The sequence below is a fragment of the Superficieibacter electus genome (assembly GCF_002915575.1).
Taxonomy (GTDB): domain Bacteria; phylum Pseudomonadota; class Gammaproteobacteria; order Enterobacterales; family Enterobacteriaceae; genus Superficieibacter; species Superficieibacter electus.
The window spans coordinates 225,970-241,910 of record NZ_PQGD01000004.1 but is presented as its reverse complement, the minus strand read 5'-3'; the positions used below and the strand labels follow the sequence as shown (position 1 = coordinate 241,910).

Here is a 15,941-nt window from a genome sequence, read left to right as displayed (position 1 = left end):
CGCGCAGCCTGTTGATGTCAACTATCCTTAACTGACCACTTTTATTGTTAAGGGCAACACGATGGCGAAAATGACCAGCGATTTCTTTATTGAGCGTCTGAAAGCGTGGGGCGTTACCCGTATTTATGGTTATCCCGGCGATGGGATCAATGGCGTGCTCGGCGCGCTGCAACGCGCGAATAAGACGGGCGACGGGATCGAGTTTATTCAGGTGCGACATGAAGAAATGGCGGCGTTTATGGCGGCAGGCCATGCTAAATTCACCGGCGAACTGGGCGTTTGTCTCTCCACCGGCGGGCCGGGAGCCACTCATTTGCTGACCGGATTATATGACGCGAAGATGGATCACGTTCCTGTACTTGCCATTACCGGCCAGGCGGAAGTGACTGCACGCGGCGCAAGTTACCAGCAGGAGCTCAACCTCGATCGGGTATTTGCCGACGTGGCGAACTTTGTGCAGGAGGTCGCCTCTCCTGCTCAGTTACGCCATCTGGTGGATCGCGGTGTTCGTATCGCGGTAGCGCAAAATGGCGTGACGGTACTGGTGCTGCCGAAGGATATTCAGGATGAGCCATGGCAGGACCCACCGCATGTGCATGGTTTTACCCATTCCGGCACAGGCTATCAGCGGCCAAAAGTGGTGCCTTATCAGCAGGATCTCCAGCGGGCCGCGGATATCTTACACGCCGGTAAGAAAGTCGCGATCCTGGTGGGCGCTGGCGCACGCGGCGCGGCGCTGGAAGTGGTGAAAATGGCTAATGTCCTTGGCGCAGGGGTAGCAAAAGCGCTGCTGGGTAAAGACGTGCTGGCGGATGATGCCCCCTTCGTTACTGGCTCTATCGGCCTTCTGGGGACAAAACCATCTTACGACATGATGATGGATTGCGACACGTTGCTGATGATCGGCACCGGTTTCCCGTGGACGGAGTTTTTGCCAAAAGAGGGACAGGCGCGTGCCGTGCAAATCGACATCGATCCGGCGATGCTGGGACTGCGCTATCCGGTTGAGGTCAATTTACACGGCGACGCCGCTGAGACCTTGCGCGCGCTGCTGCCGCTGCTCGAGCATAAAGACGATCGCAACTGGCAGGAAGAGATAGCTAAAGGCGTAAAAACGTGGTGGCAGACGCTGGAAGAACGCGCGCTGGCCGATGCCACACCGGTCAATCCGCAGCGCGTGGTATGGGAAATGTCGCCGCTGCTGCCGGATGACGCCATTATCACCTCCGACTCCGGCTCCTGCGCCAACTGGTTTGCCCGTGATTATAAAGTGAAACAGGGGCAGCGCGCCTCGCTGTCCGGCGGGCTTGCCTGTATGGGCGCAGCAGTCCCTTATGCCATCGCCGCCAAGTTCGCTTACCCGGACAAGGTTGTCGTGGCGCTAGTCGGAGACGGCGCGATGCAAATGAATAATATGGCAGAGCTGATCACCCTCCAGAAATACTGGCAGGGCTGGAGCAATCCGCGCCTGATTGTTTGCGTATTTAATAATCAGGATCTTAATCAGGTCACCTGGGAACAACGGGTGATGGAAGGTAATCCACGCTTTGAGGCGACTCAGGATATTCCGGATGTCAGCTATGCCGGTTTTGCTGAATCACTGGGACTCAAAGGGATTTTCGTTGATGATCCACAGCGGTTGCAAAGCGCCTGGCAGGAGGCGCTGGCCGCCGATCGCCCGGTGGTGCTGGAAGTCAAAACCGACCCGGACGTCGCGCCGCTGCCGCCGCATATTACCCTGAAACAGGCGAAAGGGTTTATGGCGTCAATGGCGAAAGGAGACCGCTCTGCCGGGAAGGTGTTTGCTGATACCGCCAGCCAGATCGTCAATGAGATCCTGCCCGGCAAAAAATCCTGACAATACGGCGTCAGTCGCTGCCGCCCGCAATACCGGCGGCGGCGCTTTATTAACACTGCCGACACGTCAGCCGACGCTAATCCTGTCAATTCCACCCCGCTGTTTTCCTGCCTTCAATACTCCGTTATCATGCTCATTGCGCATTTATCAACAGAGATGTCGATGCCGGGATAAGGCGATATGCCACCAGTGAAAAGCACATCCCCGCCTTTTAGTTTCTCTGTTTTAGGCAGAACGTCATGAGGTTAAGTGAACATCAATGAACAGAATAAATCCCACGGCCTCGTTAAAAGTTAAGAACATGGACATCATAACCCGATGAGCACATTAGAGAATTTCGACGCCCACACCCCAATGATGCAGCAGTATCTGAAGCTGAAAGCTCAGCATCCGGACATTCTGCTTTTTTACCGGATGGGCGACTTTTACGAACTGTTTTATGACGATGCGAAACGCGCCTCGCAGTTGATGGACATCTCGCTGACCAAACGCGGGGCCTCTGCCGGAGAGCCAATCCCGATGGCCGGCGTGCCGCATCATGCGGTAGAAAACTATCTGGCAAAACTGGTGAATCTTGGCGAGTCGGTGGCTATCTGCGAACAGATAGGTGACCCGGCCACCAGTAAAGGACCGGTCGAGCGCAAAGTAGTGCGCATTGTCACGCCCGGCACCATCAGCGATGAGGCGCTGTTGCAGGAGCGGCAGGATAATTTACTGGCGGCCATCTGGCAGGACAGCAAAGGCTTTGGCTATGCAACAATGGATATCAGCTCCGGCCGTTTTCGCCTTAGCGAGCCAATGGACCGTGAGACGATGGCCGCCGAGCTGCAGCGCACTAATCCTGCGGAACTGTTATATGCCGAGGATTTTGCCGAACTGTCGCTGATTGAAGGCCGTCGCGGCCTGCGTCGTCGCCCGCTGTGGGAATTTGAAATCGATACCGCCCGCCAGCAGCTTAATTTGCAGTTTGGCACCCGCGATTTGATTGGCTTCGGCGTGGAAAATGCGCCGCGCGGCCTGTGTGCCGCGGGATGTCTGCTGCAATATGTGAAAGATACTCAACGCACTGCCCTGCCGCATATCCGTTCTATTACGATGGAGCGTCAGCAGGACAGCATCATTATGGATGCCGCTACCCGCCGCAATCTTGAGATCACCCAGAACCTCGCGGGCGGCGTGGAAAATACGCTGGCTTCGGTGCTGGACCGCACCGTTACGCCGATGGGCAGCCGGATGCTGAAGCGCTGGCTGCATATGCCGGTGCGTGACATCAATACGTTAACCGACCGTCAGCAAACCATCGGCGCACTGCAGGATTACGCTGGCGAACTGCAACCAGTGCTGCGTCAGGTCGGCGATCTGGAGCGTATTCTGGCGCGTCTGGCGCTGCGCACCGCACGTCCACGGGACTTAGCCCGCATGCGCTATGCCTTCCAGCAGTTGCCAGAACTGCGCACGCAGCTTGAAAATGTTCACAGCGCTCCGGTACAGGTGCTACGGGACAAAATGGGCGAGTTCAGCGAGCTGCGTGACCTGCTGGAGCGGGCGATTATTGATGCTCCACCGGTGCTGGTGCGCGACGGTGGAGTGATTGCTCCGGGCTATAACGCAGAGCTGGACGAGTGGCGTGGGCTGGCTGACGGGGCGACAGATTATCTTGATCGCCTGGAAATCCGCGAGCGCGAACGTACCGGCCTGGACACGCTTAAAGTCGGGTTTAATGCCGTTCACGGCTACTATATCCAAATCAGCCGCGGTCAGAGTCATCTGGCTCCCATCAATTATGTCCGCCGCCAGACGTTGAAAAACGCCGAGCGCTACATCATCCCTGAACTGAAAGAATACGAAGACAAAGTTCTCACCTCTAAAGGTAAAGCGCTGGCGCTGGAGAAACAGCTTTATGAGGAGTTGTTCGATCTGCTGCTGCCGCATCTGGCCGATCTGCAACAAAGCGCCGCCGCGCTGGCTGAACTGGATGTTCTGGTCAACCTGGCAGAGCGCGCCGATACGCTCAACTACTGCTGCCCGACATTTAGCGAAAAACCCGGCATTCGTATTGAAGAAGGTCGTCATCCGGTCGTGGAACAGGTGCTGAATGAGCCCTTTATTGCCAATCCGCTAAAACTCTCACCTCAGCGCCGGATGCTGATCATTACCGGTCCGAATATGGGGGGGAAAAGTACCTATATGCGCCAGACAGCGCTCATTGCCCTGCTGGCGTATATCGGCAGCTATGTACCGGCACAAAAAGTGGAGATTGGGCCAATTGACCGCATCTTTACCCGCGTCGGCGCGGCGGATGATCTGGCCTCTGGCCGCTCCACCTTTATGGTGGAGATGACCGAAACTGCCAATATCCTGCATAACGCCACCGAACACAGCCTGGTGCTGATGGATGAAATCGGGCGTGGCACTTCAACCTACGACGGTCTGTCGCTGGCGTGGGCCTGTGCAGAGAATCTGGCGAATCGCATCAAATCGCTGACGCTTTTTGCTACCCACTATTTCGAGCTGACCCAGCTACCGGAAAAAATGGAAGGCGTCGCCAACGTCCATCTTGACGCGCTGGAGCACGGCGATACCATCGCCTTTATGCACAGCGTGCAGGACGGCGCGGCAAGCAAGAGCTACGGCCTGGCGGTCGCCGCGCTGGCTGGCGTGCCGAAAGAGGTGATTAAGCGCGCGCGGCAAAAACTGCGCGAGCTGGAAAGTCTCTCGCCGAATGCTGCCGCCACGCAGGTCGATGGCACCCAGATGTCGCTGCTGGCCCCTGCAGAGGAAACCAGTCCGGCGATAGAGGCGCTGGAGAACCTTGATCCGGACACCCTGACTCCGCGTCAGGCGCTGGAGTGGCTCTATCGGCTGAAAAACCTGGTGTAACACACCTGCCCGGTGGCTAAAGCCATCGGGCAGACTATCGCTGATAAGTAAAATGTGGCTATAGGGTGACATTGACTATTTCTGGCGCGTAATATCGCTATATAGCAACAATATAATAATCCTGATTATTTAATATCGGGTTGAAAGTAAGGAAAATCAGAAGCACCAAAAAGCGTGAAATGTTATAATGCCAGCCTGTTTCACGTCTATCGGGAATGACATGTCCTCTGTACGCTACCATAAAATTAATTCATCAGACTGGCAGCATATCTGGGTCGTTGGTGACATTCATGGCTGTTATTCATTATTACAATCACGCCTCACTGAAATCGGCTTCTGCCGGGAAAAAGATTTACTCATCTCCGTTGGCGATAATATCGATCGCGGCCCGGAAAATATGGATGTTTTACGACTGCTTAACGAGCCATGGTTTATTTCTGTGATGGGGAATCATGAAGCGATGGCGCTGGATGCGTTTGCCACCCAGGACGGCAATATGTGGCTGGGTAACGGCGGCGCGTGGTTTTTTAAGCTTACGCAAGAAGAGCAGCAGGAGGCCATTGCGCTGTTATTACGTTTCCACTCGCTGCCGCATATTATTGAAATCGATACCGCCAGAGGAAAGCAGGTCATCGCCCATGCCGATTATCCGGGTGACTCATATCGCTTTAATAAAGCAGTCGATATTAATATTGTACTGTGGTCAGTAGAGCGCGTCCTTCAGTCTCTGGAAAACCGTACCCGCCGGATCGCCGGTGCAGATACCTTTATTTTTGGTCATATGATATTTGACCATGTGCAGACGTTTGCTAATCAGGTTTACATTGATATCGGCTCGTCAACGTCAGGCAAGCTGGCATTTTATCAATTGCAGTAACTGCCGCTGGTCGAAACATCCGGACTGGCTGATTTTAGCGCTGCCTGGATGTTCTACCACAGGAAGGGTTTTCCCCAGGAGGCGTGGATCTGTGATTATTATTGCCGTTAATGAAGACAAGGTAATCTTCACTAAAACACGACAGGATACGTGAAGAATCAGGCGAAAATTTCGCTACGCGTCCGGATAATAATGCTGTACTGAAATGGCAAGAACGCGTTAACGCTACCTGCCATAACCGGCATAGTTACAGGTTGTCTTGCAGATCCTCCAGCACATTTTCGGCATGGTAGCGAATAAATGCCCACGAGGATTGTAGTCCCGCCTGCGCTGCACTGGCCTCTTCGGGTTTGATTTCACAATAACTACAGCCCGGCGTGAGGTTTTTCGCAACGGCATCTGCTATGTGCGGAAATTGTTTGAGTATCTGTTCAAGAGGTTGATAATCCAGCGGCAGATAACGTCCCTGGTCGCGAAAAGCCGTATAGGGTGCAGCCAGCCCCCGAGCGATAATATCTTCAGGTATTTGCTCTATCCGTGCAGCAAGTATATCCGTATGTCCCAGCCTCGCCAGCGCTGATGCTGCCCAGCCACGCTCGCTATCGTCTGCGCCGCAATCATCCAGCGTCTCGGTCAACGCCGTAATCGCCTCTTCCACAGGCTCATTAATTTCTGCCAGTAATTTACAGGCGATCCAGGTATCTCCCGTTTTATTGCGAATAGCGGCTGTCAAAAAGGGGATAGCCTCCTTTCCCGACTGTTTCAGCAGCGATTCATACTCATCACGCGTCAGGTGCCCCATTTCTGCCGTACCCATAATTTTCTCCATCAACGCACTGATTCGCTGCGCCAGCGGCAATGCCGCCAGATGCTGCCGCTCATCCTCTGCGGCAGCATACTCTGGAAAATAACGCGTTATTAGATGAGATAATAGAGTTACCCATAATCGTTCAAATTATCGCCTGTCATATTTCGCTCCCGCAAGCAGGTGAAGCGCAATGAATGCTAATTAATAATTTCCACTTTGATCAACCGGCTACTTGCGCGTCCGCGCTCATCAACAGCGCGAACGCGATATTGTCCGCGGCTCACGGGACGCCAGCGTAATGTCGATGTGCTGGCGGAGTTGCCGAGGTAAATATCATCAACAAACCAGTACACGATGTTACTGTCCGCGTTAGTCATGGCAGTAAACGCGATCTCATCGCGTCCTTGCTGCGATTGTCGAAGCGTATAAGTCGTATTTTTCAGCGGCGAGGTGATCTGTGGTGGTGTACCATCCACTTCGGCATCATCATTTTTACAATGACTTACCGGCGGCTGGCGTTTTGGTAAGCCTGCTTGTGCAAAGACATTGGCTAAATCTGACGGCCAGAATTCGAACACTTCGGTTCGGGTTTTATCAGGGTCGTAAGGCGGGCAGGCAACATCACCGGTTTGTTTATCAATTCGTACCGGGCGATAAACCGTATCGACTTTAATCGGTGATTTGCCGGGAATAAACCAGGTTTTACCTTTTTGCTGACACCATCGCGTCGGCAAATTTCCACTAATCAGGCACACGTCGACGCGCCTGAGCTTTTTGGGAAAGGGACGTTTGGGCTCCTGCAAATCTGGGTAACTGGCGCTAATACTGTCTATGATATTAAAAAATAGCGGCGCAGCGGCATCCACACCGACAAACGCATTATTGCCCCGGCTATTAAAATTGCCTTCCCATACCACCAGCACGTAAGGACCGAAAATCCCCACGCTCCACGCATCGCGAAATCCCCATGATGTCCCCGTTTTCCAGTAGACCGGCAATGTCGAAGGCTGTTGTGCCAGCGTATCGCCCGGACGACGATGCTGACGCAGTATATCCAGCGTCATAAAACTGGCCTCCTCACTGAGCAGGCGAACTGGCGAGAAAGCTGGCGTCGTTTTTTGGATTTGCAAAGGTTGTAATAAGCCGCGATTAGCCAGCAACGCATATAGCTTCGCCATCTCCTGCATGGTCAGCTCACCGCCGCCCAATACCAGTGACAAGCCATAGTGCTTTTCACTGCGCAGTTTGCCAATGCCGGAAAGCTGCAGGAACTTATAAAACGTCGGTTGACGTAGTTGTGAGGCAACGTACACCGCAGGAATATTACGGCTGAAATTCAGGGCGTCCGTTGCGCTGACCGGGCCGAGGAAACGGCGGTCAAAATTCTCCGGGGCCCAGGAGCCAAACGTCGATGGCACATCTTTCAGTATAGTGGCCGGATGCAATACCCCCTGCTCCATTCCCAGCGCATAAATAAAGGGTTTAAGTGTCGAGCCTGGCGAGCGCCTGGCGTTAGTACCGTTCACCTGCCCCTGAATCTGACGATTATAATAATCCGCCGACCCTACCAGCGCCCGGATGCCCATATCCCGGTAATCCACCAGCAGGACGGCGGCATTATGAATACCATGGCGTTCATTACGGATAATAAACGCCTTCACCTGCCGTTCAATTAGCTTCTGTAAACGGGCATCAAGCGAGGTATTAATACGCGTGTCCTGGCGCTTGTACTGCGGATATTGTTGTCGAAACTGTTCAATAAAGTGTGGCGCGATATACGGCATTTGTTCTGGTTGCCGCAGTGCAAGCGGAAGTCGAAAAAGCGCACGCTGGTTAGGGTCGGTCGGATAATGATCCTGCCAGCGGCGGAACAGGCGATTACGCGCCTGCATCAGGCGGTCGCTCACTACCGCGTTGTTAGCGCCCAGCCGATAGCGCGGGGACTGTGGCAGCACGGCCAGCGTCAGCGCCTCGGGTAACGTCAGATCTTTAGGTACTTTATTAAAATAAATCAGGCTCGCCGCACTAATGCCTTCGATATTACGGCCATAGGGGGCGGTGTTCAGATACGCTTCAAGGATATCGTGCCGGGAATAACACAATTGCAGCTGTAAGGCACGCAGTACCTGTAAAATTTTACCGGACGGGGTACGGGTATTCAGTTGCCAGCGCATACGCGCCAGTTGCATGGTTATCGTCGAGCCGCCCTGCATTCTGCCGCCCAAAATATAACTACGCCAGAAACCACGCAGCAAGCTGAAAGGATTTACGCCGGGACTGTAGTAAAACCAGCGGTCTTCATGCAGCAACAGGCCATTGACCGCCTGCTCAGATATCTGGTCTAACGGCGTCCATATCCGATAGCGATCGTCACTCGCCAGCGTAAGGCGCATTAATGTCCCGTGACGATCGTAATAAACGGATGAAAGCGGTCTGTCCTCCGATAGTGGTGGATGCGGCCACAGACGGCACGCCAGCAGTACCAGCGCGAGTAAAAAAACGCCCAGCGCCACGTTGGCAGCCAGACGTTTTATGCCGCGGATAACAGTCGAATAGCTCATGCCTCTTCACCCCACCCGGCGGCGGGATGCGCTCCGCCGTTTATTTCTTCACGCCCGTCGGGGCCGGGATCACCGTCAGTTTGTGCTTGCTAACCGACATCGCCTGAACTTCACGATTGTACATCGCTTCGCCATAGGCCGGTGGGATCGTAAAGCTGCCGGTATTGGTGGCTTTAATTTGATATACAAACTCCTGAACTTCCGGTCCGGCGTAGCCATAGATAACGACCCGATCATCGCGGATATCACTGTAATCTGGTTGCCACGTAGAGCCGGAAGCCGCCAGCGGCGATTGCCATCCGCCATTATCCTCTTCACTCTCATCCGGCTCCGGCGGGGTCTGCTGTACCACTTCAAACCCGCCCGGCAAAAGATCGACGATGGCCAGATTGCTTTGGCCTTCTTTCGAGTTCGCACGGATTTTCAGATGCACATTTAGCGTCTGCCCCAGCGTTACGGTGCTGACAGGCTCACCTTTATCATCTGTATATTCGCGTGCTATCTCCAGCCCACGCGAAATAGCCTGCTGCGGTGCGGCCTTGTCGTAACCCGACTGGGAAACCACATACCAGGCAGGCGCATCGCTGCTATTGTCAATACGAATGGCATTCGCCTCGGCGCTGAAATCGCCACCGACGAACAGCTCGTTAACCTGAGATAGCAGCAGTGATTTATCACCGTTCACCTGGGCCACCGTCAATGTCCGGGGCGCAGCGACCTGCGAAGAATAGCTCTCCAGGGCAAGCATACTCATTGCCGAGGAATAGGTTGTATAGCGCTCTTCTCGCAACGCTTTAACCATATTCTCCAGCACCTGCGGCGGAATTTTAGACACTTTTTCCGGGAAATGGCGCGAGATCAAATACAGACGCGTGGCATCCTGCACCAGCGGATCAAGATAATTATGCGTCCACCAGGCGTCGTTCCAGCCTTCATTCAGCTGTTTCCAGGTCGGTTGTAAAAGTGCATCGGCCTCATCATCCATCTTCAGTAAGCGATACGTCGAGGCCAGGTAAACGGCACTGAGATCGGTTTTCCACTCATCCGGGAAGCGTTTTTGCAGCGAGTTCTGCACCGACGCCAGCATGCCGGTCGTGATTTCGCCCTGGCGGGTCAACAAATACACCGCCCATGCGTGCAGGCGGAGCTCGTCCAGATCGCCGCTTTGCTTCACTGCCAGCTCACGTAGCGAAACATTGGCATCCTCCAGCATTCCGTGAGGAAGTGTAAAACCTGCCGCCTTCGCTTCCAGCAAATACTGCACCACATAAGGCGTGATGAAGGGATCGGTTTCAGGAGACGAGTTCCACATACCAATTGCGCCTTTATCGTTCTGACGCGAGCGCAGAATGGTCAACATATCATCCAGCTGTTTACGGCTCTCGGCCTGATTCTGCTGGCCTTTCAGTTCAGGATGCCGTTGTGCAAGCAGTAGCGGAACCGAACGGCTGGCAATTTGTTCCGAGCAGAAGTACGGATAGTCTGTTAAATATTGAGATAACCCGTTTGCCAGCACCAGCGGCGAATGAGAGACGTTAGCTTTACGTACGGCGTAAGCATCAAACATCTGCCGCAACGGTTCTATCGTCTGATTGCTGCCATTCATCCTCCCCATCACTGATTGCGTTCGGTACGGCATCGCAGGACGTACTGAGGTACTGATAGTACGATGGCTGGTTTTATCTGCATAGCGGGCATCAAATATTAGTGACGCTTCACCAGGTTGCGCTTTGGCGCGTAAACGAAAGTTCAGCACGCCTTCGTGTTTTTCCGCCAGCGACAGCCTTTGCGTTGGCTCGCCAACCACTTCCAGCTGCGGCGACACCGCAAGATGCACTGCAATATCCGCCGTTTTACCGTTAAGCCCTTCAAGGTTATTACTGACGCCGACGCTGACATCAAACTCATCTCCGGGTGCAATCATTGCGGGCACATTCGGTGACATGATGAACTCATCGCGTACCGTAGTCGACGTTTGCGCGGTGCCAATTTTGTCAGGCGTGACGGAGATTGCCATCACGCGAATTTTACCGTTGAAATAGTCCGGAACGGGGTAATCAAACTGCTTCTCACCGTTGACTTGCGTAATACCTGACCAGTATGCGACGGGTTTATCACGTTTACGCTTAAACGGGTTAACGTTGAGGTCCAGCCCACCGCTGCCGTCGCCACCCGGTGCCGCCGTCTGCTGCAGTAATTTACTAAACTCCGGCAGGATCAGATCCAGAATTTGCGAACTCTTCACGCTCAGTTCATGCTTGCGGAAAAACCATTCCAGAGGATCTTTTAGCCGATAGCGGGCGACCTGTAAAATCCCCTCATCAACCGCAAAAAGCGCTACTTGCTGCGGACCATCGGTCTTCACGGTGATGGGCAGAGTGTCGCCAGGTTTAATCACCTCGGGGACGGTAAGCTCAAGCGCATTTTGTCGGGCACGGGTGCTCATTTTGAACGGCATCACACCATAGCTCAACGGGCTCATGAAGACTTCACTGGAGTTAATGTCGCGAACAAACTGCACGTTGATGTAACCGTTACCTTCTACCCCTTCCGGAATGCGGATTTTCTGCACCGAACTGGTGGTATCGGTGTGGAACCACTGCCAGCTATAGACGCGCTCTTTTTCGATGGTGATCAAGCCGCTACCGGTATACGGCGCGTTAATTGCAATCTCAATCTCCTCACCGGGCTGATATTCAGCTTTGTTAAGCTTGAGTTTCAGTTCAGCATTACGATCCAGCGAGCGGCTCAAGTTGGCATTCCCCGCCACAGTATAGTTAATGCGGTTTAGTACATGCCCCTGGTCATCTTCTACTTTCAGAACAAAATCACCCGGTTTATCCGTTGCCAGCAGTAGATCGCTGCCCTGCTCTGTCAGGGAGAGCGGTTGCTCGGCCAGCTGAATCTCCTTCATTTTCGACTGATATTGATAAACGCCGGACTCTTGTTTGGTCAGTACGGAAATGTATTTTTGCTCAACAAGAACGGTTTTTAAATTCGCTAATGCCACTTGTTGCAGGGCAGGATCAATAGCGATGATATGCAAATGCCGTTCGGCATTACGATTGATGTAGCTCAGATCGCCGTCAGGTTTAACGCCCACCAGGAAATCGTAGGGAGAAACCAGCACCCGCGCCGTCGCCGTTACGGAACGTCCACCGCCCGCAACAAAGGCTTCGGACAATAACTGTAGCTGGTATGTTGCATCGGCATAGGATTGCAGATCCAGCGGGATCGCCGCTGCGCCATTTTCATCCGTAGTGCGCTCTTCCAGTTGGGTTTCAAATCCGTCCTTTCCCTCCTTTTCCTGATAGAACGCGTACTGCGGGAACTGGCTAAAGTAGGGCCAGGTTGGGCGCAGAGTCAATTTCGAGGCGACGCGATTGCCCTGGGCAGGCGTGCCGAACAGATTTTGCACATCAATACTGGCGGCCAGTCCAGCGGGTTTGACCCAACCGACCTGACGATCCGGCGTTAAATGCAGTTTCACTTTGAGTTTATCAGGCTCAAATTCCTTCACGTTAACCGAGACATAGCCCAGCTCACGGTAGGATTTATTATCCTGACCATTCAGATAAAGGTAAACCGTCCATTCACCGGTCGGAGCATTACTTTCCGTTGTGTATGACAGTTCATTAAACCCGTTGGCATCCAGGGTTAGCGGAATGGTACGCATGAGTTTATTGCGAGGATCGTAAATCTCAGCACGCAGCGGCACACCGCTCAGGTTCTGTTGCCAGTCCGCCGCACGGGTAATGAGGCCAATATTAAAGGTGTCGCCGGGTCGATAAACGCCACGATCTGAGAACAAATAGCTGCTCAGCGTCCGGGGATCGTCCGGGTTTTCTTCCCCGCCAGTATCAAAGCGTGAGAAATCCAGGGTGCGATCGTAAATGTCATAATCGCCCTCATTTCCCACTGGCAGGAATGAGGTGTCCCCGGCTTTCTCTACCAACAGCATGACTGGCTGACGTTCATTGGTATACGCTTCGAGCGACGGAAAATTAACATGGCCGTCTTTATCCGTGTGCCGAATCAATAACGTAACGCCATTCCTGCCGATAACCGAGACTTTGGCATTGTTAACAGGCGTGCCATCCTGAATCGACTGTACAAAAACATCCCGGGTTTGGTCCTGAGCGCGTTTGGCAATAATTCCCAGGTCAGTCACAACCACAAAGCGTGAATCGCTTTCGGGGAAACGTTCTTCGTTGTCCGGAACATCTTTTTTCGGCGTCCATTCCGACAGCGTCAGCAAGAATATCCCCCGATGCGAGGCTGCATCGGCTGAAAGATAACGTGACAGGTCGATCCCCTGATAATGCACCACGCCCGGTTTATCATCATCGATAGAAGCTTGATACTGAAAATGCTCGGTAAAATAATCAGCTTCATGATGATAGTCCATCGCCGCTGAGGAAAATGACGGATCTTTAAACGAGACAATGTGCTGTAACTGGCTCGGGATCACCCGTTTGATATCCAGACGCAGCCCCGACACGTTACGGGCAGCAACGCTGATCTGTTTCTCGCCATTGACCGATAGCAGAGAACCTCGCGACATAAACTGCAATGATTTTGGAAAATCAGGCACTTGCACCACACGCCAGACTTTATCCGCCATTTTATAACCGCCGGATGAGGTCAGCGAATTGTCAATTTCCACCAGCATCCAGCGCCTGGCGGGCGCATCAATGTGAAATGAAAACTGTGCCTGTGACTCTTTTTCCGGCTCATCAAGCTGGATTTGCACCGGCACAGATTGGGCAAGCACGTTATTTTGTACATCATTGATAGTCCAGTGCGCATAATCGTCCGATCCCTTGCGGGCATTGGGATCATTGGGATCGTGCTGTGGCAATAGCCGGGCTTTGACCGTGCGTTGTACTTCTTTGATATTCACGTCACCACTGAATGCCACAATCAGCGCATGCTGTTGTCCCCCGTCATCATTGGTGACGGTTTGCACGCTGGCACTCTCCAGCTTCAGGCTATAAAGCGACGGCACACTCACTGTGCTTTTGCCAGGTATTAGTGTCGGGCTGGACGGGACGACTGCCTTCACGCCCTCGTTAATAGTCAGATTAACTGAACCGCCATTATCCAGCAGTTTCAGGGGGGCAGAATGAATCCAGGCGTTCAATTTTGCCGGATCGTAGACAATGGAATATTGAAGTGGCGTTGCTGATTTACTTTTCCCTTCGGTTAACGTCAGTGAAATCCGTTTTTCAAAGGTTGCCACATCGACAGGGGCGTTAAAACTGACGTTGAAAATTGCACCGTGTTTTTGCGGGTCTTCGGGGTCCTGATAATACTCGGCCTCATCCAGGTAATAATCAAAGGCTGGCGCGGCGAATTCATAGTGGGTGTTTGCCAGCTTGCTCTGCACCGCCAGTAACTGGTCCGGCGCAAAATCGACCGTATACTGGCTACCCATTGGCAATGTTTTTTTCGGGGTAAATACCAGCGTGTGCCCGGAGATCCATTTCCACTGCCCTTCCACGGCGGGATGTAACGAAATGCCTTTGCTAACGACGTTATTGATATCAGTGATCGGTGCGGCGGACTGGCTGAAATTAAAAATGACCTCCTGCGACGCGGGTTTCGCGGCCGTGTAGTCCGGCGTCTCAGGGCCAGAAACGCGCACGGTGGTCTTTTGATAGACAATGGGCGCAGGCTCTATCGGTTGAGGGCGATTTAGCCACCAGTGCCAGCCATATATTCCCGCCCCGGCGGCGCACACGACGACCAGAAGTGTCAGACCAATGGTTTTTGGGTGGGCATCCACGCCGCGCTCCATACTTCTGAACCCTCGTGTTATCCCGCCAGACATTGCCGTCCACCAGCCGGGTGCACGCCAGTCTATATTGCCAACCAGGGGTTTAACCAACCGCCCCAGCAGGCACAATATCAATGCCAGAATGCGAAAGACGAGCCGGATGATCTTAAAAGGCAGGTGAAGTAAAAAGCGGAGTAAATCCATGTCGTGGCGGCTCCCTGATGGCGGGATAAAGTGATCAACACCGTGAGGCAATCATTTTAATCCGCTACACGATACAAAACTATGTAAGTAGCAGTACGAAAACACACTTCATCTGGAAAAAGTTTTGTGTTGCACTATGCCGACGGTGGTTCTACCTGCGGACTACACTGACAACCCATTATCGGGATGATGGTGGCACTTTCCTGGTTTATCGGCGGATGAAATGACTCAAATTACGCTTTCACGGCCAACGCTATTTATTGAATTTTTTGTTCGTGAAGTGAGCTTTCAGGGCAAAGGCAACCAGCGGACAATGCTGCCGTCGGATGCGTTTTTTTATACTGGCCCGTCTAAAGCCATTTCATGGACATTTTGGCAGCAGAACAGCATCCGAGCGCAGAAAATGGGTGTTGAGCGCTGGCAGAAAAAAAGGCAGGCCACACCCCCACCGCCGCTAATGGCGTTTATTGAACAACGCCCGACTATTTCAGCTTCGGCGATAGATCAGGGGATGGATAAAATTTGGTTTACTACCGATCTCGCGGCGGTAGTATGCATCGGTGAAGAATTTCTCCAACAGAATGAATGGTTGCGTCTGCCTGACAGGGTGTTAACACATCGCTATGGCGGGGAACATGACTGTTTTCGCTATCTTCATATGCATAAACAGTTTCCCCATGACCGGTTTTGTCATGTAACGGATGTAGATACCCAGGGTGTGATGTGGAGCATCGGCAGTACACCCGCCCCAATAAAGGTACTGTCGCCGGGAGAAACATGCTGCTATCTCTGGCGCAGAGTTGAAACAAGCCATCGTCACCCTAATCTCAATATGGTGATGTTTGTTAAAAGCTACGGCCTGCATGAACAGGTAAGTATTGTTACGCCGGAAGAAATATTGAGAAATGACAGTAGCCGATTATGTGAAGAGATATTTACGTTACGCGACTTTCGTCAGCATCAGCGGGTGTAAA

The 15,941-nt window shown here is 53.0% G+C and carries 7 protein-coding genes; 4 read left to right on the top strand and 3 right to left on the bottom strand.

Annotation, left to right across the window (positions count from 1 at the left end; translation table 11 throughout):
• Positions 1-61 precede the first annotated feature (61 nt).
• The 3 genes from CHU32_RS06485 to pphB all read left to right on the top strand — a co-directional run bounded on the left by CHU32_RS06485 (position 62) and on the right by pphB (position 5,615).
• Complete coding sequence (locus CHU32_RS06485) at positions 62-1,858, top strand: thiamine pyrophosphate-requiring protein (protein WP_103750810.1); 1,797 nt, start codon at positions 62-64, stop codon at positions 1,856-1,858.
• 318 nt (positions 1,859-2,176) lie between these two features.
• Positions 2,177-4,738: a DNA mismatch repair protein MutS gene (gene mutS, locus CHU32_RS06480; RefSeq protein WP_103675259.1), complete on the top strand. Its 2,562-nt coding sequence runs from the start codon at positions 2,177-2,179 to the stop codon at positions 4,736-4,738.
• Positions 4,739-4,958: 220 nt separating this feature from the next.
• A complete protein-coding gene (gene pphB, locus CHU32_RS06475; protein ID WP_103675329.1) occupies positions 4,959-5,615 on the top strand; it encodes a protein-serine/threonine phosphatase in 657 nt (218 codons plus the stop codon).
• A 247-nt stretch (positions 5,616-5,862) separates the two neighbouring features.
• Here pphB and CHU32_RS06470 read toward each other — a convergent pair whose 3' ends face one another.
• The 3 genes from CHU32_RS06470 to CHU32_RS06460 all read right to left on the bottom strand — a co-directional run bounded on the left by CHU32_RS06470 (position 5,863) and on the right by CHU32_RS06460 (position 14,967).
• Positions 5,863-6,432 carry a hypothetical protein gene (locus CHU32_RS06470; RefSeq protein WP_103675258.1) on the bottom strand — a complete coding sequence of 190 codons (570 nt, stop codon included), beginning with the start codon at positions 6,430-6,432 and terminating at the stop codon, positions 5,863-5,865.
• A gap of 188 nt (positions 6,433-6,620) precedes the next feature.
• Positions 6,621-8,984: a penicillin-binding protein 1C gene (pbpC, locus tag CHU32_RS06465; protein WP_103750809.1), complete on the bottom strand. Its 2,364-nt coding sequence runs from the start codon at positions 8,982-8,984 to the stop codon at positions 6,621-6,623.
• Positions 8,985-9,024: 40 nt separating this feature from the next.
• Positions 9,025-14,967: an alpha-2-macroglobulin family protein gene (locus tag CHU32_RS06460; protein WP_103675256.1), complete on the bottom strand. Its 5,943-nt coding sequence runs from the start codon at positions 14,965-14,967 to the stop codon at positions 9,025-9,027.
• A gap of 223 nt (positions 14,968-15,190) precedes the next feature.
• On the opposite strand from CHU32_RS06460, the gene CHU32_RS06455 reads away from it, so the two are divergent.
• Positions 15,191-15,940, top strand: coding sequence for a hypothetical protein (locus tag CHU32_RS06455; protein WP_103675255.1), 750 nt, complete (start codon positions 15,191-15,193; stop codon positions 15,938-15,940).
• The last annotated feature ends 1 nt before the right edge of the window (position 15,941 follow it).

What these genes read in the sequence shown, in the direction of transcription:
- CHU32_RS06485 (WP_103750810.1), top strand. Translation starts at nt 62, where the DNA reads ATGGCGAAAATGACCAGCGATTTCTTTATTGAGCGTCTGAAAGCGTGG.
- mutS (WP_103675259.1), top strand. Translation starts at nt 2,177, where the DNA reads ATGAGCACATTAGAGAATTTCGACGCCCACACCCCAATGATGCAGCAG.
- pphB (WP_103675329.1), top strand. Translation starts at nt 4,959, where the DNA reads ATGTCCTCTGTACGCTACCATAAAATTAATTCATCAGACTGGCAGCAT.
- CHU32_RS06470 (WP_103675258.1), bottom strand. Translation starts at nt 6,432, where the DNA reads ATGGGTACGGCAGAAATGGGGCACCTGACGCGTGATGAGTATGAATCG.
- pbpC (WP_103750809.1), bottom strand. Translation starts at nt 8,984, where the DNA reads ATGAGCTATTCGACTGTTATCCGCGGCATAAAACGTCTGGCTGCCAAC.
- CHU32_RS06460 (WP_103675256.1), bottom strand. Translation starts at nt 14,967, where the DNA reads ATGGATTTACTCCGCTTTTTACTTCACCTGCCTTTTAAGATCATCCGG.
- CHU32_RS06455 (WP_103675255.1), top strand. Translation starts at nt 15,191, where the DNA reads ATGACTCAAATTACGCTTTCACGGCCAACGCTATTTATTGAATTTTTT.